At 69.0% G+C, this 23,886-nt stretch carries 24 protein-coding genes, 1 tRNA gene and 3 pseudogenes; 12 read left to right on the forward strand and 16 right to left on the reverse strand.

The window, feature by feature from the left end; all coding sequences use genetic code 11:
* Positions 1 to 23: 23 nt before the first annotated feature.
* From ABZ810_RS00645 to ABZ810_RS00670, 6 genes are all read left to right on the forward strand, one after another.
* Positions 24 to 1,559, forward strand: coding sequence for an AMP-binding protein (locus tag ABZ810_RS00645; RefSeq protein WP_358397423.1), 1,536 nt, complete (start codon positions 24 to 26; stop codon positions 1,557 to 1,559).
* Positions 1,556 to 2,515 carry an LLM class flavin-dependent oxidoreductase gene (locus ABZ810_RS00650; RefSeq protein WP_358397425.1) on the forward strand — a complete coding sequence of 320 codons (960 nt, stop codon included), beginning with the start codon at positions 1,556 to 1,558 and terminating at the stop codon, positions 2,513 to 2,515. The genes ABZ810_RS00645 and ABZ810_RS00650 overlap by 4 nt, the downstream gene beginning before the upstream one ends.
* 66 nt (positions 2,516 to 2,581) lie before the next feature.
* A complete protein-coding gene (locus ABZ810_RS00655; RefSeq protein ID WP_358397427.1) occupies positions 2,582 to 2,965 on the forward strand; it encodes a nuclear transport factor 2 family protein in 384 nt (127 codons plus the stop codon).
* A gap of 67 nt (positions 2,966 to 3,032) precedes the next feature.
* Positions 3,033 to 3,665: a sigma-70 family RNA polymerase sigma factor gene (locus ABZ810_RS00660; protein ID WP_358397429.1), complete on the forward strand. Its 633-nt coding sequence runs from the start codon at positions 3,033 to 3,035 to the stop codon at positions 3,663 to 3,665.
* A complete protein-coding gene (locus ABZ810_RS00665) occupies positions 3,662 to 4,834 on the forward strand; it encodes a CU044_5270 family protein (RefSeq protein ID WP_358397431.1) in 1,173 nt (390 codons plus the stop codon). Before ABZ810_RS00660 ends, ABZ810_RS00665 begins: the two co-directional genes overlap by 4 nt.
* A 274-nt stretch (positions 4,835 to 5,108) precedes the next feature.
* The gene (locus ABZ810_RS00670; protein WP_358397433.1) at positions 5,109 to 7,265 is read left to right on the forward strand and encodes a (Fe-S)-binding protein; all 2,157 of its coding nucleotides are present in this window, start codon (positions 5,109 to 5,111) and stop codon (positions 7,263 to 7,265) included.
* A 143-nt stretch (positions 7,266 to 7,408) separates the two neighbouring features.
* On the opposite strand, the gene ABZ810_RS00675 is transcribed toward ABZ810_RS00670, so the two are convergent.
* Positions 7,409 to 8,521: a cellulase family glycosylhydrolase gene (locus ABZ810_RS00675; RefSeq protein ID WP_358397436.1), complete on the reverse strand. Its 1,113-nt coding sequence runs from the start codon at positions 8,519 to 8,521 to the stop codon at positions 7,409 to 7,411.
* 192 nt (positions 8,522 to 8,713) lie between these two features.
* On the opposite strand from ABZ810_RS00675, the gene ABZ810_RS00680 reads away from it, so the two are divergent.
* A complete protein-coding gene (locus ABZ810_RS00680; RefSeq protein WP_358397438.1) occupies positions 8,714 to 9,514 on the forward strand; it encodes a ZIP family metal transporter in 801 nt (266 codons plus the stop codon).
* Positions 9,515 to 9,645: 131 nt separating this feature from the next.
* Here the strand turns inward: ABZ810_RS00680 and ABZ810_RS00685 are convergent, their stop codons facing one another.
* The 5 genes and pseudogenes from ABZ810_RS00685 to dcd form a co-directional block, all read right to left on the reverse strand.
* Entirely contained in the window at positions 9,646 to 10,536 is an 891-nt protein-coding gene (locus ABZ810_RS00685; RefSeq protein WP_358397440.1) for a glycine betaine ABC transporter substrate-binding protein, read from the reverse strand.
* 65 nt (positions 10,537 to 10,601) lie between these two features.
* Positions 10,602 to 11,321: pseudogene (locus ABZ810_RS00690) on the reverse strand (ABC transporter permease subunit); the annotation flags it as partial.
* A 161-nt stretch (positions 11,322 to 11,482) separates the two neighbouring features.
* Positions 11,483 to 12,640 carry a glycine betaine/L-proline ABC transporter ATP-binding protein gene (locus ABZ810_RS00695; RefSeq protein ID WP_358397442.1) on the reverse strand — a complete coding sequence of 386 codons (1,158 nt, stop codon included), beginning with the start codon at positions 12,638 to 12,640 and terminating at the stop codon, positions 11,483 to 11,485.
* A 295-nt stretch (positions 12,641 to 12,935) separates the two neighbouring features.
* Positions 12,936 to 13,457, reverse strand: a complete 522-nt coding sequence (locus tag ABZ810_RS00700; RefSeq protein WP_358397444.1) for a hypothetical protein — start codon at positions 13,455 to 13,457, stop codon at positions 12,936 to 12,938.
* Positions 13,454 to 14,029 (reverse strand): dCTP deaminase, encoded by a 576-nt coding sequence (gene dcd, locus ABZ810_RS00705; RefSeq protein ID WP_358397447.1) that lies wholly within the window; start codon positions 14,027 to 14,029, stop codon positions 13,454 to 13,456. Before dcd ends, ABZ810_RS00700 begins: the two co-directional genes overlap by 4 nt.
* A 113-nt stretch (positions 14,030 to 14,142) precedes the next feature.
* Here dcd and ABZ810_RS00710 point away from each other — a divergent pair.
* Positions 14,143 to 14,216 (forward strand) — tRNA-Gly (locus ABZ810_RS00710).
* 207 nt (positions 14,217 to 14,423) lie between these two features.
* Here ABZ810_RS00710 and ABZ810_RS00715 read toward each other — a convergent pair.
* The 4 genes and pseudogenes from ABZ810_RS00715 to ABZ810_RS00730 form a co-directional block, all read right to left on the reverse strand.
* Positions 14,424 to 14,700: pseudogene (locus ABZ810_RS00715) on the reverse strand (transposase); the annotation flags it as partial.
* 65 nt (positions 14,701 to 14,765) lie between these two features.
* Positions 14,766 to 15,023: a hypothetical protein gene (locus tag ABZ810_RS00720; RefSeq protein WP_358397449.1), complete on the reverse strand. Its 258-nt coding sequence runs from the start codon at positions 15,021 to 15,023 to the stop codon at positions 14,766 to 14,768.
* Entirely contained in the window at positions 15,020 to 15,319 is a 300-nt protein-coding gene (locus tag ABZ810_RS00725; protein ID WP_358397452.1) for a DUF6247 family protein, read from the reverse strand. The genes ABZ810_RS00720 and ABZ810_RS00725 overlap by 4 nt, the downstream gene beginning before the upstream one ends.
* A gap of 313 nt (positions 15,320 to 15,632) precedes the next feature.
* On the reverse strand, positions 15,633 to 16,016 hold the full coding sequence (locus tag ABZ810_RS00730) for a DUF5997 family protein (RefSeq protein WP_358397454.1): 384 nt from the start codon (positions 16,014 to 16,016) through the stop codon (positions 15,633 to 15,635).
* Positions 16,017 to 16,071: 55 nt separating this feature from the next.
* On the opposite strand from ABZ810_RS00730, the gene ABZ810_RS00735 reads away from it, so the two are divergent.
* The gene (locus tag ABZ810_RS00735) at positions 16,072 to 16,755 is read left to right on the forward strand and encodes a LysR substrate-binding domain-containing protein (protein WP_358397456.1); all 684 of its coding nucleotides are present in this window, start codon (positions 16,072 to 16,074) and stop codon (positions 16,753 to 16,755) included.
* 171 nt (positions 16,756 to 16,926) lie between these two features.
* Positions 16,927 to 17,361, forward strand: coding sequence for a hypothetical protein (locus ABZ810_RS00740; protein ID WP_358397457.1), 435 nt, complete (start codon positions 16,927 to 16,929; stop codon positions 17,359 to 17,361).
* Positions 17,362 to 17,918: 557 nt separating this feature from the next.
* On the opposite strand, the gene ABZ810_RS00745 is transcribed toward ABZ810_RS00740, so the two are convergent.
* From ABZ810_RS00745 to ABZ810_RS00770, 6 genes are all read right to left on the reverse strand, one after another.
* On the reverse strand, positions 17,919 to 18,575 hold the full coding sequence (locus tag ABZ810_RS00745) for a hypothetical protein (protein WP_358397459.1): 657 nt from the start codon (positions 18,573 to 18,575) through the stop codon (positions 17,919 to 17,921).
* 112 nt (positions 18,576 to 18,687) lie between these two features.
* Positions 18,688 to 19,038 (reverse strand): STAS/SEC14 domain-containing protein, encoded by a 351-nt coding sequence (locus ABZ810_RS00750; protein ID WP_358397461.1) that lies wholly within the window; start codon positions 19,036 to 19,038, stop codon positions 18,688 to 18,690.
* 273 nt (positions 19,039 to 19,311) lie between these two features.
* Positions 19,312 to 20,286, reverse strand: a complete 975-nt coding sequence (locus ABZ810_RS00755) for a hypothetical protein (protein ID WP_358397463.1) — start codon at positions 20,284 to 20,286, stop codon at positions 19,312 to 19,314.
* A gap of 145 nt (positions 20,287 to 20,431) precedes the next feature.
* On the reverse strand, positions 20,432 to 20,848 hold the full coding sequence (locus ABZ810_RS00760) for a hypothetical protein (protein WP_358397465.1): 417 nt from the start codon (positions 20,846 to 20,848) through the stop codon (positions 20,432 to 20,434).
* The gene (locus tag ABZ810_RS00765; RefSeq protein ID WP_358397467.1) at positions 20,848 to 20,979 is read right to left on the reverse strand and encodes a hypothetical protein; all 132 of its coding nucleotides are present in this window, start codon (positions 20,977 to 20,979) and stop codon (positions 20,848 to 20,850) included. Before ABZ810_RS00765 ends, ABZ810_RS00760 begins: the two co-directional genes overlap by 1 nt.
* 15 nt (positions 20,980 to 20,994) lie before the next feature.
* The gene (locus ABZ810_RS00770) at positions 20,995 to 21,351 is read right to left on the reverse strand and encodes a hypothetical protein (RefSeq protein WP_358397469.1); all 357 of its coding nucleotides are present in this window, start codon (positions 21,349 to 21,351) and stop codon (positions 20,995 to 20,997) included.
* A 342-nt stretch (positions 21,352 to 21,693) separates the two neighbouring features.
* On the opposite strand from ABZ810_RS00770, the gene ABZ810_RS00775 reads away from it, so the two are divergent.
* Together ABZ810_RS00775 and ABZ810_RS00780 are read left to right on the forward strand one after the other, a co-directional pair.
* Positions 21,694 to 22,521 carry a hypothetical protein gene (locus ABZ810_RS00775; RefSeq protein ID WP_358397472.1) on the forward strand — a complete coding sequence of 276 codons (828 nt, stop codon included), beginning with the start codon at positions 21,694 to 21,696 and terminating at the stop codon, positions 22,519 to 22,521.
* Positions 22,522 to 22,581: 60 nt separating this feature from the next.
* Positions 22,582 to 23,886 (forward strand): annotated as a pseudogene (locus tag ABZ810_RS00780) (hypothetical protein); the annotation flags it as partial.

The raw sequence follows: 23,886 nt of genomic DNA on the forward strand, positions 1-23,886 counted from the left end.
GGAGGGCGAAAGGGGCAAAAGGGATGCAGAGCTGGATCCACGTGATCGAATGGCGTGCGACCGTTCATCCCGATCTGCCCGCCCTGATCGACGACCGCGGCGCCCGGCACACCTACCGCGAGGTGCTCGACCTCCTGGAGCGCAAAGCCGGCGGCTGGGCGGCCCGGGGCGTTGCGCCGGGCGACGTCGTGGCGGTCGTGGCCAAGAACAGCGCCGACTTCCTCATCCAGGCCTTCGCGCTCATGCGCGCCGGGGCGATCCCGGCCTTCGTCAACTGGCGCTTGTCCGCGCGCGAGCTGACCGACCTCTTCGCCCTGCTGGAGCCGGTCGCGGTCGCGGCCGACGCGGAGTTCACCGGCCTGGTCGAGGCCGCCGCCACGCTGCCCGGCGTCGTGATCGGCGCCCCCGCCTCCGATGCTGGAACGGTCCCGGACGGCTGGACGCCGGGCGACGCGCTCGACGCCCCGCCGCCCCCGCGTCCCGCGCTGTCGGGCGAGTCGGTGATGGCGCTGCTGCACACCAGCGGGACGACCGGGCGCCCCAAGGGCATCCCGCTCCGGCACGGCGCCCTGATCCAGAGCGTCGCCGCGTTCGCCCTGGAGATCGGCGACCAGGTGGCCGGGTCGCGGCACCTGCAGATCATGCCGCTGTTCCACCTGGGCGGATACGGCCAGGCGATGCAGGTCATGCTGACGGCCGGGACGTTGTACGTGCACACCGCGTTCGATCCCGCGGCCGTGGTCGACGCCGTCGAACGTGACCGCGTGCAGTTCTTCACCGCGGGCCCCTCGCTGGTCGAGATGCTCGTGGCCGAGGTGCGCCGCCGCGGCGGCGCGGACCTGAGCAGCCTGGTCGAGATCGCCTACGGCTCGGCGCCGATCACCCCGGCCGCCCTGACCGTCGCGCTCGGCACGTTCGGCTGCCGGTTCCGCCAGATCTACGGCAACACCGAGAGCCAGAGCATGATCAGCCTGCTCGCGCCCGAGGACCATCTGCCCGAGAAACCCGAGCTGGCCAGCGCCGGCCGGGTCGCCTTCGGCTGGGAGGTCAAGATCGTCGACGGTGCCGGGCGCGAGGTGGACACCGGTTCGCCGGGTGAGGTGCTGATCCGGGGGGAATGCCTCTTTTCTGGCTACTGGAAGGACCCGGAGGCGACGAAGGAGGCGTTCACCGACGACGGCTGGTACCGCACCGGCGACGTCGGCCGGCTGACCGCCGACAGGTACCTCTCCATCCTCGACCGCGCCAAGGACATGGTGATCAGTGGTGGCGAGAACATCTACCCGGCCGAGGTCGAGGCCGTGCTGGCCGACCATCCCGCCGTCGCCGAGGTCGCGGTGATCGGGGTGCCGGACCCGAAGTGGGGCGAGGCCGTGCACGCCGTGATCATCCCCGTGGCCGGCGCGGGCCCGGTGACGCCGGCGGAGGTCATCGACTGGTGCCGGGAGCGCCTCGCCGGGTTCAAGTGCCCGAAGAGCGCCGAATTCACCGATGTGCTCCCGCGCACGACCACCGGCAAGGTGCTCAAGCGCGAGCTTCGACGGAGGGCCGCCTCATGACCGCCGGACTCGGACTCTCCATCGCCTCGCACAGCGGCCTGCCGCCCGCCCGCATCGGCGAGATCGGCGGCCTCGCCGAGCAGGCCGGCTTCACGTCGGTGTTCGTGGCCGAGGGGCACGGCGACGCGCTGTCGTTGTGCCACCCGATCATCGCCGCGACCCGGCACGTCCAGGTCGGCACGGCGATCGTGAACGCGGCGCTGCGTCCGCCGGTGCTCGCCGCCAAGACCGCGGCGGTGCTGGACGACGCGTCCGACGGACGGTTCGTGCTCGGCCTGGGCACCGGCAACACGATCATGAACGCGCGGTTCGGGCTGGCGCCGTTCGCGCCGCTCGCCATGACCGAGGAGTACGTGGGGGTCGTCCGCGCCGTCCTGGCCGGCAAGGAGCACGAGGGCGAGGTCTTCCGGACCGCGCCGATCCCGCTCGACCGCCCGCCGCGGGCGGGCATGCCCGTCTACCTGGCCGCGCTCGGGCCGCGCATGCTCGACCTCGCCGGCCGGATCGCCGACGGCGTGATCCTCAACCTCATGTCGCCGCGCCAGGCGGGCGAGGCGGCCGTCAAGGTGCGCGCCGCCGCCGTCGAGGCGGGACGCGACCCGGCGTCCGTCCAGGTGCTCGCGGTGATCCACACCTGCCTGTCCGGCGACGCCGAGGTGGCCGCCGAGGCCGCACGTTCCGTCGTTCCCCGCTACGCCCTCCACCCGGCGGCCGACCGGCTCTTCGGCGTCCCGCTGGATGAGGTCCGCCGGCACGTCCTGGCCGGCGACCGCGCGACGGCCGCCCGGCACGTCCCGCAGGAGGCCGCCGACCGGTTCGTCGCGCACGGCGACGCCGCGGCCTGCCGGGCGCGGGTGGCCGACTACCGCGCCGCCGGGATCGACCTGCCCGTGATCTTCCCGATGCCGGTCGCCGGCGTCTGGGACTACCCCCAGCTGATCAACGACCTCGCCTGAAGCCCCTCCCACTCCCCGCCCCCTCGCCCCGCCCCGCTTCCCGCCCCGCACCCCCGGAGACACACCATGCACGACCAGGTCATCGACCGTTTCTTCGCCGCCCTCGAAGCCGGTGACATCGACACCGTCCGTTCCATCTACGCGCCCGACGCCGTGATCTGGCACAACGACGACCTGGTGGAACAGCCCGTCGACGACAACCTCAAGGTCCTGAAGGGCCTGCACCGGGTGGTCTCGGGGCTGCGCTACGAGGTGGTGCGGAGGGCCTCGCTCGACGACGGCGTCATGCAGCAGCACGTCCTGCACGGCACCCTGCCGGACGGGCGGGACGTCGAACTGCACTGCGCCATGTACCTCCAGGTGCGCGACGGCCACATCACCCGGATCGACGAATACCTTGACTCCGCGCAGCGCACGGCGATCCGCGCCGCCCGGGAAGCCGCCGTGTAACACCCGCCTCCCTCGTTCCACTTCCTGGTGACGGAGGACACGGGACGAACGGAACGGAGGTGCGGGTGTGACGTCCGACAGCAGAGCCGACAGAGCCGACAGAGCCGACAGAGCCGCCAGATCCGGCCGGGCCGGTAAGGCCGGCGGGGCCGACGCGGCCGCGGACGCCCGGCGCTTCACGGCGATCTACGACGCGTGCCGGCAGCGGGTGTGGGCCTACGCGGTCAGCCGTGCCGGCCGGCAGGTCGCCGACGAGGTGGTGAGCGAGACCTTCGCGGTGGCGTGGCGGCGGCTGGCCGACGTGCCGGAGCCGGCACTGCCCTGGCTGCTCGGCGTCGCCCGCAACGTGCTGCGCGACAACTACCGCGCCGAGACCCGCCGCGAGGCGTTCAACGCCGAGCTGCGGCACTGGGCCGAGCCCGCCGAACGTGACGTCGCCGAGGGCGTCGCCGAGCGGCTCGCGGTGGTGCGGGCCATGGCGACCCTCGCGGAGGACGACCGGGAGATCCTGATCCTGATCGCGTGGCAGGGCCTGTCGCCGCGGGACGCCGCGCGCGTCCTCGGCTGCCGGCCCGCCGCCCTGCGCGTCCGGCTGCACCGGGCCCGCAAGCGGCTGCTGCGCGCGGTCGAGGAGCCGGGACCGGAGACGGCACGAGCCGTTCGCCCCCGTGTCGGGATCACCAGTGAGGAGATGTCATGACCCGCGATGTGATGCGCGCGCTGGCGGAGGCCCGGCCGGAGGAGTTCGGCGCGGCCGTGGACGAGGCCACGCGGGAGGCGGAGATCGCTCGGGCGATGTCGGCCTCACCGCGGCGCACGGCCGTTCCGGCGCGCCGCCGGATCAGGCCCATGTGGGGCCTGGGGCTGGTCGGAGCGGCCGCGGCGGCGGCGCTGGTGGTCGCCACCGCCGGCACCGGTCCAGGAGACGGCGGCGGCACGGGCGACGACGGGCCGACCGCCGGCGGGAGCCCGAGCGTTCAGGCGCCGGTCGCCCTGAACGCCCGGACGGTCCTGCTCGCCGCCGCCGAACGGGCCGACGGCGAGCCGCTCGCGTCCGGCGCGTACTGGCGCGTCGCCACGACAAGCCGGCTGTACTACCAGGTCGGCACGCCCGCGAACGGCTACACCATCGTCGTGACGACCAGGGGCGAGGGGTGGACGCCGGCCAAGCCGCGCCACAAGTCCTACGGCTCGGAGCAGTACCTCGGCGCCCGGCCCGCGACCGCGGCGGACACCGCGGCCTGGCGGCGCGCGGGCTCCCCGGCCAGCTTCGAGGTCGAGGTGCCCATCGCGCCCGGCAGCAAGATCCGCAAGCCGCCCACCAAACTGGCGGCGGCTCCCGGGAAGCCGCAGGTGAACGGCTCTGACCTGGTCGACGGCGACAAGGTCTTCTGGCTCGGCCGCAACGTCACGATGAAGGACCTCGCACGCCTGCCGAGCGAGCCGGGCGCCCTCAGGACGCAGCTCCTGCGCTGGTACAACGGGCACAGCACCGAGTCGTCGAGCGAGCCGATGGGCTCCGACGAGTGGCTCTTCCAGGTCACCCGGGGTCTGATCACCGACATGCCGGTGACGCCGAAGGTGCGGGCCGGGGCGTTCCGGATGCTCGCCCAGCTTAAGTCGATCAAGGCGGTCGGCCCGGTCGTGGACGGCGAGGGCCGCACCGGTACCGCGCTGGTGATGACCGAGCGGACCGGCAACGGGGTCCTGGAGCACCGGGTGATCGTCGATGAGGGCGCCGGGCGGGCGCTCGGCAACGAGACCGTCATCGTGAAGCCGGCGGGCATGAACGCCCACCTCCCCGCAGGTTCCAAGGTCTCGTCCTCGACCATCACCGAGGCCGCCTGGACGAACACCGCTCCGCGCTGATCCGGGAGCTCACAGCGGGGCGCTCTTCCTGTCATGACGGGGAGGGCGCCCCGTTCCGTCGTGTGGGGGACGTCACCGGCGGTGTTCGCGACGTGGTCAGGAGGGGATTGCGGTGGAGGTCACGAGGCATATATAAGCGTCGGAAGATCCAGGCGAGAGGTCCGGGCTATCACACATAAGCTACTGCCGAGTAGTATTCGGGCCCCGGATGAAACGCAGTCTGTCGCGAGCCCTACGCTGACAGCCAACGCCCGTACCTCAGGAGGACGGAACAGTGTTCTGGCTCACATTGATCATTGGGCTCGCCGGGACGGCGGTCGCATTGGCGCTCGCCGGCCGGCGGGTGCTGTTCCTGTGGAAGCTCTTCAAGAGCGGCCAGCCCGACCCCGACCGCGTCCTCCAGGTCAAGCGTGACCCCAAGGCCGACATCGAGGGCCAGGTCGTCGAGGTCATGGGGCAGAAGAAGCTCCTGAAGTGGACCGTCGCGGGCCTGGCGCACGCCGCCGTCATGTGGGCGTTCATCCTCCTGGCGACCGTCTACGGCGAGGCCGCCGTCGAGCTGCTGTTCGGGCTCGGCACGCACATCCCGTTCCTGCAGACGTGGGGGCCGATCGGGTTCGTCCAGGACACGATCGCGATCCTCTGCCTGCTCGGCCTGATCACGTTCGCGATCATCCGGTTCAAGAACGCGCCGAAGAAGCTGGGCCGCAAGTCCCGGTTCTCCGGGTCGCACCTGGGCGGCGCCTGGGTCATCCTCTTCATGATCTTCAACGTCATCTGGACGATGTTCTTCTTCCGGGGCGTGTCGTCGGCCGCCGACGAGCTGGCCTACGGGAAGGCGGCGTACGGCTCGTACGCCGTCGGCAAGCTGTTCGACGGGCTGAGCCACGACACGCTGGAAGTGCTCGGGTCCATCGGCCTGCTGCTGCACATCGGCGTCGCGCTCGTCTTCCTGGTGATCGTCGTCAACAGCAAGCACCTGCACATCTTCATCGCGCCGCTGAACGTCATGTTCAAGCGCCGCCCGGACGGCCTCGGCGCCGTCCAGCCGATGATGAGCAACGGCAAGCCCCTCGACTTCGAGGAGGCCGACCCGGACGAGGACACCTTCGGCCGCGGCAAGATCGAGGACTTCACCTGGAAGGGCCTCCTGGACATGGCGACCTGCACCGAGTGCGGTCGTTGCCAGTCGCAGTGCCCCGCCTGGAACACCGGCAAGCCGCTGTCGCCCAAGATGGTCATCCTGGAGCTGCGCGACCACGCGTTCCACAAGGCGCCCTACATGCTCGCCTCCGAGGAGGAGCGCGAGAAGTTCACCGACGAGCAGAAGCTCGCCATGGAGGTCGACAAGGAACTCGTCGCCGAGGACGGCGTCATCCACCCCGACGTCCTCTGGGCCTGCACCAACTGCGGCGCCTGCGTCGAGCAGTGCCCCGTCGACATCGAGCACATCGACCACATCCTCGACATGCGCCGCTTCCAGGTGATGATCGAGTCCTCGTTCCCGAGCGAGGCCGGCGTCATGCTGAAGAACCTCGAGAACAAGGGCAACCCGTGGGGCATGTCCGAGATGAAGCGGCTCGAATGGATCGAGGAGCTCGACTTCGAGGTCGAGGTCGTCGACGAGAAGATGCCCGAGGACATGGAGTACCTCTTCTGGGTCGGCTGCGCCGGCGCCCTGGAGGACCGGGCCAAGAAGACCACCAAGGCGGTCGCCGAGCTGCTGCACATCGCGGGCGTCAAGTTCGGCGTCCTCGGCCCGATGGAGGCCTGCACCGGTGACCCGGCGCGCCGCCTGGGCATGGAGTTCGTCTTCCAGATGCTCGGCCAGCAGAACGTCGAGACGCTGAACGACGCGGGCGTCAAGAAGATCGTCGCGACCTGCCCGCACTGCTTCAACACGCTGGCCAACGAGTACCCGCAGATCGGCGGCGAGTACGAGGTCGTGCACCACACCCAGCTGCTCGCGCACCTGGTCGACGAGGGCAAGCTCACCCCGGTCACCCCGATCGAGGAGAACATCACCTACCACGACCCCTGCTTCCTGGGCCGCCACAACAAGGTCTACAAGCAGCCGCGCGACATCATGGCCAAGGTGCCGGGCGTCAAGACGCAGGAGATGCACCGCCACAAGGACCGCGGCTTCTGCTGCGGCGCCGGCGGCGCGCGCATGTGGATGGAAGAGCGCATCGGCAAGCGCATCAACACCGAGCGCGTGGACGAGGCGCTGGAGACCAATCCCGACACCGTCTCGACGGCCTGCCCGTTCTGCCTGGTGATGCTCGGCGACGCCATCAACGAGAAGAAGAACGAGGGCGCGGCCAAGGAGTCGCTGGAGGTCGTGGACGTCTCCCAGCTGCTCATCCGTTCCATCAAGGGCGGGGGCGCCGCGGGCACCTCTCCCGAGAAGGAGCCCGTCAGCGCCGAGTAAGGCGCCCGCCGGCGCCGAGTAGGGCGCCGTCAGCCCAAGCACGACGAAGGCGCCCGCCCCGGGAACGGGGGCGGGCGCCTTCGTCTTTCCAGTGGTGGCCTGTCTTTCCAGTGGTGGCCTTGTCCTTCCGGGTGGCCGCTCCGTCAGAAGAGCAGGTCGACCCAGGGCTTCCAGCCGTCGTCCTCGTGGTCGATCATGCTGAACGCGCCGCTGCCGTCCTTGTACTCCCACCACGAGTAGCCGAGGCCGTTGGCCTTGTAGAGGGCGACCTTGTCCTTGATCAACTGGTCGTGGCCGGGCGCGTCGGCGCCGATGCCGAACTCGCCGATCCACACCGGCAGCCCCGCCTTGGCCGCGATGCCGAGCTGGACGTTCAGATGCGTGGCCAGGTCGGCCTTGTCGGCGGGGTCGTAGCCGGTGTCGCCGTCCGAGGCGTTCGGGCTGACGCCGATGCCGTTGGCGTCGTACCCCTCGCCCTTGCCGCCGACGTAGTAGTCGTGGAACGACCAGATCAGGTTGCTCCGGTCGGTGGGGGCGAGCGCGGCGAGGTCGGCCTCGGGCACCTTGGCGTCGCCGTAGGTCGGCTCGACCATGATGCCGGTGTCGGCGTCCCTGGCCCGGATCGCGTTGATGATCTTGGTGTAGTCGGCGAGGACGGTGCGGTGGTCGACCGGCCACCGGTACGGCTCGTTCACCGGGTCGTACGCGGCGAGCGCCTCGCTGGCGCCGAAGCGGGTGGCGAGCTGCTGGAGGAAGCCCAGGCCGTTGGTCGCCACGGCGCCCATGCCGTCGGCCGTCCGGGCCCACGCGGGCACGCGCGACTGCCCCTCGGGCTGCCCGTACAGGTGCACGCAGTCGAAGATCACGTACAGCCCCGCCGCCTCGGCGCGGTCGAGCGCCGTCGACAGGACGGTGAACGCGGTCTCGTTCCACTGCCCCTTGGCGGGCTCGAAGTCGTCCCAGAACAGGACCATCCGTACGGCGGTGAAGCCCTTGGCCTTGATCTGGTCGTACGTGTTCTGGTCCCAGGTGCCGATGTCGTCCGCGCCCCAGACGGGCTGGATGTTGGGCCCGTTCAGCCGCTCGGGGCCGTCGGCGCCGACGAACGCCTGCTTGGCGGTGGTGCGGAGCTTGCCCGAGAGCCCGGTGCCGGCGGCGCCCGCGAGTGAGCCGGTGCGCGGCTCCGTACCGGCCGAGCAGGCGGTGACGGCCGCGAGTGCGAGCGCGGCGGTGAGGGCCGCGGTCAGTCGACGCATGGCGGGGGTCCCTTCGGGGGCGTCGAAGATCAAGATCGTTCGCGGAGCGGACGCTACCCCGATGATCATGCGGCGTGCCGGGTGAGCCCGGTGCATCGTTACCGTTCCGTTGTTCAAGATCCTTTCGGTTCTCGGTGCGGGCTTGGGGTGCGCGTGGGGCCGCTGTGGTCACGCGGCTGATAGGACCGGACCATGGCTGTGGTCCTCGCGGTGGTGTCGGCGCTGATGACGCTGGTCGGCGGCATCGTCGCGATGCGCGTGCGCGACCACCGGCACCTGGTGCTCGGCCTCGTCGGCGGGCTGATCCTGGGGATCGCCGCGTTCGACCTGGTGCCCGAGTCCCTCGAACTGTCCGACCTGTCGTGGCTGGGCGTGCCCGCCCCGATGGCAGGCTTCGCCTGCGGTTTCCTGCTCCTGCACGTGATCGAGCAGGCGACCGCCATCCACCAGGCGCACGAGTCCGAGTACGCGCCGCACCGGCATCGTCACGGCCACGGCCACGCCGCCCAGGACCCGGCCGCCCAGGACCCGGCCGCCCAGGACCATGGGAACGAGCAGGGCAAGGTCGGCCTGGTGGCGGCGAGCGCGCTGGTCGGGCACAGCTTCGTCGACGGCCTGAGCATAGGGCTGGGCTTCCAGTCAGGCTCGTCCGTGGGACTCCTCGTGGCGCTCGCCGTCATCGCGCACGACTTCGCGGACGGCTTCAACACGTTCACCGCCGCGTCCCTCAACCGCACCGACCGCGGCCCGGCCATCGCGCTGCTGGCCGCCGACGCGGCCGCCCCCGTGGCCGGCGCTCTGATCACGATGCTGGTGGAGGTGCCGCGCGAGGTGCTCGGCCCGTACCTCGGGTTCTTCGCCGGGGTGCTGCTCTACCTGGCCGCCGCGGAGATCCTGCCGGAGGCCCACAGCCGCCATCCGCGCGTCCTGACCCTGTGCGCGACCGGCGCGGGCGTCCTGGCCGTCATGTTCATCGTCGGCATCGCCGGCTGACTCCCGGCCGGTCGGTACACGGCGCACCTCGGCCGACCTCGGCGGTCGGCATACGGCGCGGGCCCCGCTCGATCGAGACGAGCGGGGCCCACGTGAACGTACGGACTCTTCGGGCTCGGGTGAGCCGTGGATCAGCCGGTGATGGACTTGACGAAGTCCGGGTTGGCCTTCAGCCACTCGTCGACGGCCTGCTCCGGCTTGCCCTTGTACTTGTTCTCCATCAGGTCCTCGAGCGAGCCGAGCTGCTGGTCGTTCATCTTGAACTTCTTGAGCCAGCCGGCGACCTCGGCCTGGTCCTCGCTGAAGCCCTTGCGGGCGACCGTGTTGACGCCGTCGGGCGCGCCCATGGCGACCTTGGGGTCGGTCAGGTCGCGGATCGGGAACTTGCTGTAGGCCCAGTGCGGACGCCACAGGGTGACGACGATGTCCTTCTTGGCGTCGGTGGCCTTCTTCAGCTCGGCGAGCATGGCGGCGGTCGAGGAGGTGGTCACCTCGTACTCGCCCTCGATGCCGTACGCCGGAAGCATCTTCTCCTTGGAGATCCGGTAGAGGCCGGAGCTCTTCTCGATCCCGATGATCTTGCCGCCGTACGCCGAGCCCTTGCCCTTGAGGTCCGCCAGGGACTTCAGCGGCGAGTAGGTCGGCACCGCGATCGTCAGCGGCGCCTTGTCGTACCAGATGCCGACCTTCTCGAGCTTGCTGCCGTACTGCTTCCAGTAGTCCTCGTGCGTGCCCGGCAGCCAGGAGTCGAGGAACAGGTCCACGTCGCCCTTGGCCATGCCGGTGTAGAGCGGTCCGGTGTCGAGGGCCTTGACATCGACGTCGTAGCCCTTGTCGGTGAGGATCTTGTCCCACAACGCCGTGGCGGCCTCGCCCTCGGCCCAGCCGGTCACCATGCCGATGGTCAGCTTCTTGCTGGAGCCGCCGGAGCCGCCGTCGTCACCGCCACAGGCGGCGAGGGTGGTCAGGCTGAGGGACAGCGCGGCGGCGGCGACGGCCGCCTTCTTGAACGGGAGACGCATGGGCGTCCTTCCTTTGGGGAGCGGATGAAAGAGACGTCTTGGGAGCGGTCGGGGAGCGACGCCGGTCAGGTGGCGGCCCGTGCCGCGGCGCGGGCGACCGCCGTGCGGTCGCCGAGCGCGCTGGTGACCCGGTCGAGGAAGACGGCCAGGACGACGACGGCGATGCCGCCCTCGAATCCGGTGGCCATGTCGGCCCGCTGGATGCCCTCCAGCACCTCCTCGCCGAGGCCGCCCGCGCCGACCATGCCGGCGATGACGACCATGGAGAGCGAGAGCATGATCAGCTGGTTGATCCCGGCCATGATCGTCGGCATCGCGAGGGGAAGCTGGATCTGGGTCAGGATGCGGCCCGGCGGGGTGCCGAACGCCTCGCCCGCCTCCACCATCTCGGTGTCGACGCCGCGGATGCCCAGCTCGGTCAGCCGCACTCCCGGCGGGAGAGCGAAGATCACCGTCGCCACCACGCCGGGCACGACGCCGATGCTGAAGAAGAAGATCGCCGGGATCAGGTAGACGAAGGCCGGCATCGTCTGCATCAGGTCCAGGATCGGCCGGAGAACGCGGCTCACCAGATCGTTGCGGGCGGCCGCGATCCCGATCGGGATCGAGAGCACCACCGCGACCAGCGCGGCGACCAGCACCAGCGCGAGGGAGTCCATCGCGGGCTCCCAGAGCTCCATGTTGTCGATCAGGCCGAAGCCGACCAGCGTGAAGAGCCCGAGCTTCCATCCGCTGAGCCACAGGGCGAGCAGCGCCAGAACGACGGTGAGGGCCAGCGGAGGTGTGGCCTTCAGCAGGTCGGCCAGCCCCTCCACGGTCGACTCGCCCGCCTCGGCGATCGCCTCGAACAGCCACGACACGTTGTCGGTCAGCCAGGTGACGGTGTTGGCGAACCAGTCGCCGACCGGGACCCGGGGCACGTCCGCGGCGAGTACACGATCCGACATCAGGCGGCACCTCCCTTGGCCATCGGCTCGTCCGAGGACTCCTCGGTCAGGTCGTCCACAGGCACGTCGTCGGGCAGGTGGCTGTTGATGGCTCCGAGCGCCGCCAGCAGCGTGACCCGGGGGATCACGCCCAGGAGCGTTCCACTCTCGTCGGTGACCGGGACCGGCAGAGCACTCTCGGCCGAACGGGCGAACAGGTCGGCGACGGGCGTGTCCGGCCGGACCGGCACGATGGTCTCGGTGTCGATCAGCCCGTCCAGCGCCTGGACGTCGTCCTGCACGGCATCGGCGATGGTGGCGGCCTCGACCGTCCCGGCGAGCGTGCGGTCACGGCCGACCACGAAGGCCGCCGACGTCTGATGCTCGCGCATCGTGCGGAGCGCCGTCCGGGGCCCGGTGTTGGCGGGCACGGTGACCAGCGGCTTCTCCATCACCGACGCGGCCGTCAGCACCCGGGTGCGGTCCACGTCGGCGACGAACTGCGCGACGTAGTCGTTCGCCGGATCGGTGAGGATCTCCTCGGCGGTGCCGATCTGGACGATCCGGCCCTCCCGCATCACCGCGATCCGGTCGCCGATGCGCATCGCCTCGTTCAGGTCGTGGGTGATGAACACGATCGTCTTGCCGAGCCGTGACTGGAGGTCGAGCAGCAGATCCTGCACCTCGCGCCGGATCAGCGGGTCGAGCGCGCTGAACGCCTCGTCCATCAGGATGATGTCGGTGCCGGCCGCCAGGGCGCGCGCGAGCCCGACGCGCTGCCGCATTCCGCCGGACAACTGGCCGGGGAGTTTGTCCTCCCAGCCGTCCAGGCCCACGAGTCCCAGGAACTCCCGGGCCGTCTTCTCGCGTTCAGCCTTGGAGACACCCTGTACCTCGAGGCCATAGGCGGCATTGGCCAGGACGGAGCGATGCGGGAAGAGGGCGAAATGCTGGAAGACCATGCTGACCTTGCTCTGCCGGAGCGTGCGCAGAGCCTTGCCGGACAGGCTGGCCAGATCCTCGCCGTCGATTTCGACGGTGCCCGACGTCAGGTCGAGCAGGCCGTTCAGCATGCGGATCAATGTGGACTTGCCGGACCCGGACAGGCCCATCACCACGAAGATCTCACCGCTCGCCACCTCGAAGGAGGCGTCCACCACGGCCGGAGTCACGCCCATGGCGCGGATTTCCTTCAGATCCGCGCCGGAGCCGAGTTTTCGACTGGCCTCTACGGCCTTGCGGCCGAACAATTTGGTAACGTTTTCCGCGCGGAGTGTGGACACGGTCTCCTTTCGGGTTTCCGCGTTCACGCGCCTGACCTGACGCGCCCGGGGGGCCGGGGGTGCGCGGAAACTGCTGAGCGCTCGGGAGTTTCCCTAACGGCTTCCGGTGCGAGGGGCTTCGCGCAACTAGAGCGTCAAACCGGAGCCATTGCTTTGCACCAACCGAAGTTACCTTCGTTCAGAAGATGTTTCATCTTTTGGTGATCTGGGTCACTTCGGTCACCCTGAAACCGTAACGATCCACCGCCGTCCCGCCGATCGCCTCGGCGATCCGGAACGCCCTCTCGGCCGACTCCGGTGAAGGCCCCCGCGCGTCGTCGATCCCGCACACGTAGAACCGCCCGGTCGCCGCCACCGCCGGCGGTAGTTCCCCGCGCACCTCATGCGCGCTGACGGTCAGGTCGGGATCGTCGTTGTCGAACCAGAAGAGCCCGAGATCGGGATCCTCGCGGATCACCACCGCGGGCAGCAGCCCCTGCAACAACGTGGCGAGCTCCGCGGGCAACAACACTCCGGGAACGAAGACCCGGATCAGATCCTCCAGGGCCTCCTCGCCCGACGCCCTCACGAGCCCCCGGGCCAGCCGGTCATCCCCTTTGACCGAGCCGTTCCTGCTGACGAACGCCCCGTTTGAGAGCCGCCACCCCCACGGCCGCCGCTTCACGAGCGGGTCGTACCGCCTGAGGTCGGCTTCCAGTTCGCTCCGGCTCATACCCTCGTGCGGTGGAAGTTGAGATAGCTCCGCGACGGCGTCGGCCCCCGCTGGTCCTGGTACCGCGACCCGTACCGCTCGGACCCGTACGGGAACTCGGCCGGCGAGCTGGTCCTGAAGAGGCACATCTGCCCGATCTTCATCCCCGGCCACAACTTGATCGGCAACGTCGCGACGTTCGACAACTCCAGCGTCACGTGCCCGCTGAACCCCGGATCGATCCACCCCGCCGTCGAATGGGTGAGCAGCCCCAGCCTGCCGAGCGACGACTTCCCCTCCAACCTGGCGGCCAGGTCGTCGGGCAACGCGAAGATCTCATAGGTCGAGGCCAGCACGAACTCCCCGGGGTGCAGCACGAACGCCTCGTCCGGCTCCACGTCGACCATCCGCGTCAGATCGCTCTGCTCGATCATCGGGTCGATGTGCGGGTACTTGTGGTTCTCGAACACCCGGAAGTACCGGTCCAGCCTCACGTCCACACTGGACGGCTGAACCATGCTCGCCTCGAACGGGTCGATCTTGACCCGCCCGGACTCGAGCTCGGACCTGATATCGCGATCGGAGAGCAGCACGTCAGAAAAGCTACCGGCTAGACCACCCGCCCCGCAGTCCGCCCCGCGCCCGTCTCGCCAACCACCCAGATTCCGGTACCATGGCCGAACGGCCGCCCCCTCAGGCGGCCCGCGCGAGTGTAGTTCAATGGCAGAACTCCAGCTTCCCAAGCTGGTAGCGCGGGTTCGATTCCCGTCACTCGCTCCAAAGAACTCCCAGCTCAGAGCCCTGATCACGACACAGTCGATCAGGGCTCAAGATCTTTTATCACTCATCTATCACCCCGGACACCCCACCACCACCCGGCACAACGCACTCCGTCTAGTGCAGACTCCGGGGCCGCCGGCCTCTTCCCAGCGGCCGCCACGACCAGCGGACCACCCCCGCTCGCGCGGAGAGAACTTAGACGACATCTCATTTAATGAGTCGGCGGTGACAGATGAGGGTGGCGGCGATGCCGACGAAGGCTAGGAAGTGCTCGGGTTTGCGTTCGTAGCGGCGGTGCAGGCGGCGGCAGCCGCTCAGCCACGACACCCGTGCGTTCGACTACCCAGCGATGGCGGTCCAGCCGGCTGGAGGACTCGATGCCGCCGCAAGCGATGCGCGGAACGATGCCGCGTGCGCGCAGCCGGCGTCTCAGGTCGGCGAAGTCGTAGCCCTTGTCGCCGTGCAATTCGGCCGGGCGTCGCCGCCGCAACGTGCGGCATTCATCGGGGCGGGGGAGGGGAAGTTGGGGGACAAGCAGTGGCTACGCCGCTACCCCACCCACAGGATGTCGATGATGCGCAAAGTCTCGGCGTCGTCGTCTACCAGCAGGGTGAGCATGCCTTGGTTGTGCTCGCCGAAGTAGGCGTGGCGGACCGCGGTCAGGCCGGACCGTTCGGGGACCGCGTCCCACGGGGTTTCGAGGAGTTGGAGGAGCCGCTGCAGGAGCGGGCCGTTGCGGACCTCTTCGGGCAGGCCGTTCAGCTCGTAGAGCGCGCGTCCGTGGAAACCATTGAAGCGGTGGGTCACACCCGGCCTTCCCAGCCGGGCGGGGTGTAGTGGACGAAGGCTTCTTCGCGGCCATTCAGCGCATCCTGGACGGCCTCTTCGTAGCCCGGACGCGCGTACGCGATCGCCCGGAGCCGCCACTGCCGGAGAAGCGTTTGCACCTGCTTGAACCGTGCCAGGTCGTGCGCGGCGTCCAGTGCGGCGTCGTACTCGGCCCGGAACTGGTCACGGTGTGACGCCGGCAGTGCATCGAAGATCGCGGCCGGGTCTTCGCCGGGGTCATGCGGCGCGGTCGGTTCCTCGGGCTGGGCGGTCATGAGACCAATCTACCTTTGCGAACCTTCGCGCGTAGTTCGCAGAGGTTCGCAGCCCGGGACGTGTACTCCTCCAGAAAGCCGCGCTCGACCTCCCACACGTAGACAGGCGAGTCGGGTGCCCGTTGCGTGCCCTTTGGGAGCGGGGACTTGCGGGCTCGTACGGTCGTCAGTGGGGAGTGGTTTGCGTTGGTGCAGGTCAGAGAGTTGGCTGGTGGGCGGTGATCAGGGGATGCGACTTCCCAAAACTGGTAGCGCGGGTCCGATTCCCGTCACTCGCTCCGCCCACGTACCTGTGGCAGGGGCATCACGAGAGTCAGGCCTTGGCGCGCTGCTCCTTGAGGCGGAGTTCTTCTTTGCGGACTTCGGCTTGGACGGCTTGCTCGCGTTCCAGCCAGCCGGGGTTTTCGGCCTTCAGGTTTTCGATCTCGGCCGTGGTGAGGGGGCCCGTGATGCCGCCGCGGGCCAGGCCTGAGATGGAGACGCGGAGCTTGGCGGCGACGACCTGGCGGGGGTGGGGGCCTTCGCGGCGCAGGTCTGCGAGCCAGGAGGGCGGGTTGGCTTGGAGCGCGTTCAATTCGTCCCGGGAGACAGGGCCTTCCTGGAACTCGGCGGGCGCCGCCGACAGCAGGATCCCCAGCTTCTTGGCTGCGGTCGCGGACTTCATGGTCTGCGGGGTTTTCGCCTTGGACGTGCTCATGACCTCAAGGGTAGCCAGCGGGAGGGAGCTGCCTGGTCGTGACTAGGCTGAGGAAGTGACCAATGGTGAGTTCCGCCTGGCCTACGTGCCGGGGGTGACGCCCGGGAAGTGGGCCGGGGTGTGGGCCGAGCGGGTGCGGGAGGTGCCGCTTCGGCTGGTGCAGATGCCCGCCGCCGAGGTCGTCCCCCTGCTGCGGGACGGTGGTGTGGACGCGGCGTTCGTACGCCTGCCCGTCGACCGCGAGGGCCTCCATGTGATCCCGCTGTACGTGGAGACGACCGTGGTGGTGGTGCCGAAGGATCACGTGGTGGCCGCGGTGGAGGAGGTGGAGCTTGCCGATCTCGCCGACGAGGACGTGTTCGAGCCGCTCGACGACGTCCTGGCCTGGGGTGATCGCCCCGGGCAGCCCGGCTTCACCCGTCCTGAGAGCACGGCTGACGCGATCGGGTTGGTGGCATCGGGGGCCGGTGTCCTACTGCTCCCGCAGTCCTTGGCCCGACTCCACCACCGCAAAGACCTCACCTACCGCGCCGTGACCGACGCTCCTCAGTCCCAGATCGGCCTGGCCTGGCTCGAGGCCGTGACGACCGACCTCATGGAGGAACTGATCGGCATTGTCCGCGGCCGCACCCCCAACAGCTCCCGTGGTCGCAAGCCGCAACAAGAGTCCACCCGTAAGAAGCCACCGCAACAGCGCTCCGCCCCCAAACGTCGCCGTCAACCGCGCCGCCGGACGTGAAGAGGGGTCCTGCTTACCGACGGCGCGTCCCAGCAGAGAAGATGATCAGCATTCATCGGGTGGGGAGGGAACGTTCGGCCGGCGTGCCGAAGCCTCCGCGTGTCCGGCCGCTCCACGCCCCTGTTGGCCTCGATAAGGGTTCGATAACGGCACCGTGAATCATCTCGGCTCATGAAGAACATCAAGCTCTGCGGAGCACGCAAGAGGAAGCGCGTCATCGCCGTCGCGGCGGCCGCTCTGGCGGTGCCCTTTCTGGGGGTGACCGCGACCAGCGCCCCGGCCGAGGCGGCGGCCTGCTCGGGTAAGACGTACTGGCGCGTCTCCGTTCCCGAGGCCCATGCCGACGGGTACAAGTACAGGTGCGGCAGTACGACGCATGTCGACGGGTATGTGTACGACGACAAATGCGACTCACGCAGCGGCGTCGTCCGGGTCGAGTTCGTCAACGGCAGCGGATGGGTGACCGACCGGGACTGGGCGGAGGCCGGCGGCGGCTGTGGAAGCCACTCCGGTTTCAGCATGACCGGCAGCGGCTCCAGCATCCGCGTGTGCGTCTACGCGGCGAACGCGAACGGTCAGTCGGCGATGAAGTGCGGGTGGGCCTGATTCGTTCGATGTGACTCACGGAGAACGGGTCGGCCCCCTCGCTCGAGACTCCGGTGAGTCACACGGCCGGCGGCTTGATCAGCCTGGAGACGTCATGCCTCCAGGCTGATCAAGGGGCAGCAGCGGTCACGTGCGGGTCACTCGCCGGGCCTGACCTTTTCAAGGCCCTCGCTACCGCTCGGACAGCCTTAGCGGGGGCTCCCCCCAGACCCCAACCCCCTTCAGCGGTGCATCTCTTCATCACGGGCTCAACCTTGCAGGCTCTGGATCGGGGCCAAGGGTGAGATCAAAGCCAGAACCCGTCAGTCCGCGGCCACGCGGCAGTAGCGCGGTCGATCCCGCTTGATCTCCAGAGCCGCCCGCCGCGGAGCTGCCCCAGACGGTTGCGAGCACTGCACCCGCGCAGCAGCACTCACCGCCCGACACCCTCAGCGCCCGGAACCGACAGCACATGCGCGATCCGCTCACCCGCCCGTTCAAAGTCCTCGGCGGGACAGAGCGGTTCCGGATCCGGAACGCCCTCGCGGTTCCACCAGGCCCACCACCCCAAAGCGATGTCACCCGGAGCTCGATCTTCGAGTGACGCTGCTGTCGCCGGTTCCCGGTCCGGCGGCTCGGCCGGAACGGTGTGCCTTGCGCTGTTCGGTCACCCATTGCTCGACCTGCTCCACCGAGTGTGCGACTGCCTGACCGGTGGTGTCGATCAGGTGAGTGCGCCATCGTGGATGCTCGGCGGTCCAGCCCGTCCAGCGGTGCCAGGCCATGCCCGGCCAGCTGTCGTTGATGATGGCCTCAGGCCGGTGGCGGGGATCGCGGGCATGCCCGCGATGCCAGGCGGCCCAGCCGAGGAACGCCTCGACCTCGGCGGCTTCCCACCGGCCAGGGTCCCGCGCGGTGAGCCTGTCGCGTCGAACCTCGTCGGCGACGTCGACCAGGCACACGGCGATCCCGTCCAGCTGCGGAGCGGAAGGGGCGGCCAGGACTTCACCCAGCGGGGACTGGCCGCTCAGCAGGAGGTCGATCCCGCGGTCCTGATACTCCTGTGCGCGCCGCACCCACCATTCGGTCATGCGATGGCGCCAGTGGCGATCGGGCCGCTCCGGTACGCCGACTTCGTCGAAGTCATGGACGGCGACCTGCTGGAGCCGGCCGGACACACAGAAGGCGAGCGTGGACTTGCCCGAACAGCTGGACCCGGTCAGCTTGAGCAGCATCCGGTCAGGATGACAGGCGGCGCCGAAGGCCTCGAACGGATTCTTCGATGCCCTCGTCCATCACGTCGCCGAGACCGTTCCGCCGCCGACGGCGGATCCGGGCGGCTGCCGATCAGTGGGTGGTGCCGGCGGCCCAGGCGGCTGCCTCGTCTTGTTCGGCCAGGCCGAAGGCTTTGACGTCGCCGGGTATCGCCCAGGCGAACAGCCGGAGCCCGTCCTTCATCCAGTCGTGATCGGTGACGAGTGCGATGCGTTCCCAGGCGTTCCAGTCGCGGATGCCCAGCTTGAGGTCCTGCCAGGCCGCTCCCGGCTTCATGCCTTCGAACTCGTGCCTGAAGACGAGCAGGATGCGGATCTTTCCGGTCTCCTTGACGGCGGCGTCCAGGGCTGGAGCGAGCACGTTGGTGTAGTCGTCCGCGGTCAGCCTGCCGACCGTTTCGACGCCGAGAACCCCGTCAGGCATCCCATCGAGCATGCGGATCACGGATGCGCTCCCTTCAGGTAGCCCAGATCCTTTGCCAGCGGTCACGACCTTCGCAGCGAGCCCGGCGGTCGTAGTTCACCCGCCGGGGGTGAGCCTGCCGAGTGAAAGATCATGTGCGAGCGCACCCGCCGCCCCGCCAGGAATCTTGCCCGGTTCTGGGACCTGGCAGTCCTGGGTCGTAAAGCTCCGGCGGTGAGTCGCGCGGAGTTGTGCTGGGGCTGCCGCCTTACTGGCGCAGCGGCGCGAGCACGGTCACTGTTTGAGGGGTGTGCTGAGCTGGAGCGCTGCGCGGATCATTGCGGCGCGTTGGCCGGGGCAGCGCCACAGTGCTTCGTCCACCGGCTCGTCATCGTCGAAGCGCATCGGCTTGTACAGGTACTCGACGCCCGCGAGCCAGGCGACGGGGTCGGTGTTGTGGCGCTCGCCGTGCGTGCACGCGAAGTCTGCCGCGACTCGGTTGAGAACCTCCCGCAGGTAGGTCGGGACGGCCGGCGGTGCGGTCGCGTCCTGTCCGACCAGGGAAGAACAGACCACCGCCGTCAACGGCAGCAGCTCGTTCCGCGGAACGTCACCGAGCAGCCTCTGGGCTGCCCAGAGGCTCGCGACCTGCGACGGCGGATCCTCAGGGAAAGAGCCGACGTTGACGGTGAGCGCGATGACGTCCAAGGAGTCATCGACCACGTACGCAGGCGCCAGCAAGCCGAAATCCGGCATTCCGAACTCGGCGGGGCGCCGTGCCAGCAGCGCCCCCATGGCCTTCCTCGCCATCAGCCGGAGCCAGGCCGGGCAGGAGAACAGCGCGATCTCGTCGCGGTTCGCGAGTCCTGCGGCGGTGGCCACCTCGGGGTCCTCGATCGCAGGGATCCATCGCACGATGCGCTCAAGGTCGCCGAGATCGACGCTGCCCGGATGGTCTTCCGCACAGGTGTCCAGCGTTTCTTCGGCCAGCGCCGCCGCGGCGATCATCGAGTCGTAGACCGGCTGGTCGCGGAGCCGGTGGGCGGCCCAGAAGCTGGTCGAGTAGAGCGCGAGCACGTGCGCCGCCCGCACGTGGGGATCGGGGTCCTCCGCGAGGATCTCGGCGACCGACCCCAGCAGTTCCACCGGATCGCCGGTCGGGTAGTCGTTGACGATCTCAAGCAGGTTCACGACGAACCCGTCAGCGGGAGGAAAACGGTTCATCGACCTCGGACGCCGGTCGCGGCGCCCGAGGTTCCCTGTCGTCATGATCCGCTGATCGTACCGGGCACGATCCCTGGACCTCGGCCCCATCCCGATGCCGGCGGCGTCGAGGATCTCGGTGATCGTGTGGGGCAGGCCAGCGCCAACACGCGCCGCGCAGCCGCCTGGCAATGCGACTGGGACGTCCAGGTCAGCGACACTCCGTCGGGTAGATGTCCGGAGGACGGGACCAGTCTGCGTGCCAGACCAGCCGGCCGTCGACGACGGTGGGGGTCTCGGGATGGCGGCGCCAGGCGGGCATGCCCTCCCTGAAAGGCAGGCCTTGCTCCAGGCGGTCGGCCACGTCGGTCAGGAGCGCGCCGATGCTGGGTGCGGACGGGCCGGGTTCGAAGCCGAACAGCGTGCCTTCGCCCTCCATGTGCCTGCCCACCTGCCCGAAGTCCGGGCCGGGGGTGCAGTCGATCACCAGCGCATCCGCGCTGTTGTCGACCGCCACCCCGACGCATTCCCTGGGCCAGTACCAGCCCAGGCCCAGTTCTCCCGCATTGTCCGCGTCGATCTCCCGCATCATCTGGGCGAACGGAACGAGCCCCTGCACGCCTCCCATCACGAAAAGGTGTTGTCGGCGGTGTCGAGACCAGCCAGCAGCGCGAGGATGGCCTCCTCGGTCGGGTTGTCGACGACCTCGCCGTTCTCGGTCTCGGCGCGGGTGGTGACGACCATTCGGCTCGAGGTCACCGTGCCTGAAGGGGGTCACTCCCGCGCGCGCGTTCGCGGATCGCGGATGGATCCGTGTCGGGAGAACGACCTGTCATCGGTCTCGGAGGTCTCGGAGTTCTCGTCCCTGGCACCGCCCAGCCACATTCGCGTGTTCACCATGGCGATGTAGAGCGTGGTGATCGCGCTTACGGGCGCCGCCATCTCCGGGTGCTCGATCAATGCCCAAGCCACCGTCGGGGCGATCGGCACGGCCGTGACCACGATCAGGGGCCGGCCGCTGAGGCGCGCGGCTCGCTTCAGGTGGTTTCGCAGGAAGACCTTCACGGCCATTCTTCTGCTTCGCTGAATAGCGATCATGTCTTCCGGAACTTCCGAACAGAAGATCTTCATAACGCCCCGATTCTTTTGATCAAGTATTGGGCTGACGGGAGGCTGCCTGCTGGCGCGTCCTGTGCATCTCATAGGGGGCGTTGCCGTCCCGTCCCCCGGAGCATTGATGGGCGGACTTGATCGTCCGAGAGAGGGGGGCGAGGGTGAGTTCGCCGATGTGAAGGTCGGGAAAAATCGTGCGGGGGGAACGGCGGATGTGCTTCCTATAGCTAAGGCGACAACCTTCCGTCTGGGCCGGCGCCCCCTACTTCCCCAGAGGAGCCGATCATGTCGGACGTTTCCCGGCCTGACCCGGAGCCACCCGAGTCCCAGGCCGGAAGCCGTCAGCCGGAGCCTGATTCTGTGCTTCTCATCGAGGTCAGCGACCTTTCGGATAAGAGGGCTCTCGATCATCTCGCTGGCGCGATCGACATCGCCGAGCGGGAGCTGACAGAGAAATCGAGAACGGGGAACGACGACGACCGTGCGCAACGCCGCGCCGTCGACCAACGATTGATCGAACTGCTTCGTGAGGACGATTTCGCCGGCGACCGGTTCAACCGGCTGGCTCGGGAGATGGTGGCGTACGGTTTTCCGATCATGATGAAGTGGCTGAACAACGGAGAGATCTTCGCCAAGGCGCAGAAGTGCCGGTGCCAGTTCAAGCGTCATTCCGCCGATCTGGACTGGACGGCGGACGACCGATATCAGATCGCGATCGACACTCTGCTGGAGGGCGTGGAACTGTTCCGCCGGCAGCTTCGCCTGAACCGGTGGGACCCGGACAAGGGCGCCAGTCTCAAGACCTTCTATGTGGGCGCCTGCGTGTGCGCGTTCTGCAAGGCGTACGGAGTCTGGCGGCGTGAGCAGATCCTGACCGACGGCGTCGTGCACATCGCTTATGCCGAGGATCTCGAAGCCCAGAAGGTGGCCGCCAGGCCGCGCGTCGTCGATCCCGAAGAGCACGCCGTCGTCCAGGACCTGGTCGATCGTGCGATCAAGCCGATGGATCCGGGTCTACGTCACGTCGTCGGCCTGCGGGCGCTGGGCTACACCCAGAAGGAGGCCGCCGCGGAGGTCGAACTGACCGAGAAGGCCGCGGAACGGCGGCTCGCGCGCTACCGGCGCAAGCATGGAAACCATGACGCGGCCGATCCCGCGTCGTGTGACGGCGGCACGGGGGAGAGGTGAATCAGATCCATGAATTCTCATGATCCCCATTCCTGGCGTGCTCCCAAGGACGGAGCGACTGTGGACGCCAGGCGAGATCATTTCGACGAGCTGCTGGAACAGTCGTCGTTCGGCGGGGAGACGGTTCGGGAGATCCAGCAGGGCGTCCCACCGGAGGTGCTGGCCGCACTGGACTTCCGGCTGACGTCCGGATGCGCGTCCCTTCGCGGGACGGTCGACGACATCATCCTCAGACTCGTGTGGGCGTGCCGGACCTGGGGCGAAGGCGAACCTCCGCCCGGCTTCGCACCGCCGGTCGAGGACGCGCTGCCCGGTCTCGGCGAGACCATGCCGGAGCAGGCCGCCCGCCGGCTCCGGTTCGGGCTGGAGAACTCCGCGCACGCACTCGAAAGCGGCGCCGACGACACGTTCGAGCGCGCCCTCGAGCGCTGGGACGGTGACCGGCTGACCCAGGTCATCGCGCCGTCGGCGGACGGCTCCGCAATGATCATTCACGAGGTGTGCAGCGGGCGGCCCGCGCGGATGTTGCGCTACCTCATCGACCAGGACGTCGTTCCGGAGGTGCGGACGGATGTGGCGTGGGCCATCCTGGAGCTGGCGCACAGGTACGAGTGCAGCCAGCCCGTTCCCCGTGTCGTCCTTGACGCCGCCGAGTCGGTTCTCGGGGAACGGTGCGCGGCCGGCGATGAGCTCCTGAGGGAGCTCTCACGACCGGGCCACCCCCCACCGGACGAGAACGGCGACCAGCGCCACGCCCCACTCCGGGAGCCTGATCCCGACCCAACCGAGGCCTGCAAGCTCCCGGCGGCATCGGACGACGAGAGTGGAGCCCTGAAAGGTCTGCCCAGACGCTGGCTGGCCAAGGCCGTGATCTACGGCATGGCCGCCGGCTTCGTCGTCGCTCTGGTGCTTTTCCTCAACGCCTGGGGCGACTCACGAACCGCCTCGTGGGCCCAGACGAGCCCGATGGGATCCAGCGCCCACCACGGGGAGACGAGGCCGATCGCGCTCCACCCCGATGGAAGAACTCTCGCCACCACGGACGGCGACCAATACGCGATCCGCCTGTGGGATCTCAGGCGGCGGCTGTCCGTTCGGGAGCTCTCCGGCCCCAACTCCACGATCACCGACGTCGCCTTCAGCCCCGACGGCAGGCTCCTCGCCGGCAGTGGTCCGGACGCGGTGTGGCTGTGGGACATGAGCGACTCCCGGCGGAACGGACGGGTCCTCGCTTCGCTCAGCACCCTCTCGGTGGCGTTCAGCCCCGACGGGCGGACTTTGGCGACGGGTGGTCGGGACGACACGGTGCGGTTGTGGGACACGGTCACGGGCAAGGAGGTGGGTGGTCCTCTGCGTGGTCATGGG

Source organism: Spirillospora sp. NPDC047279 (genome assembly GCF_040643285.1).
Taxonomy (GTDB): domain Bacteria; phylum Actinomycetota; class Actinomycetes; order Streptosporangiales; family Streptosporangiaceae; genus Spirillospora.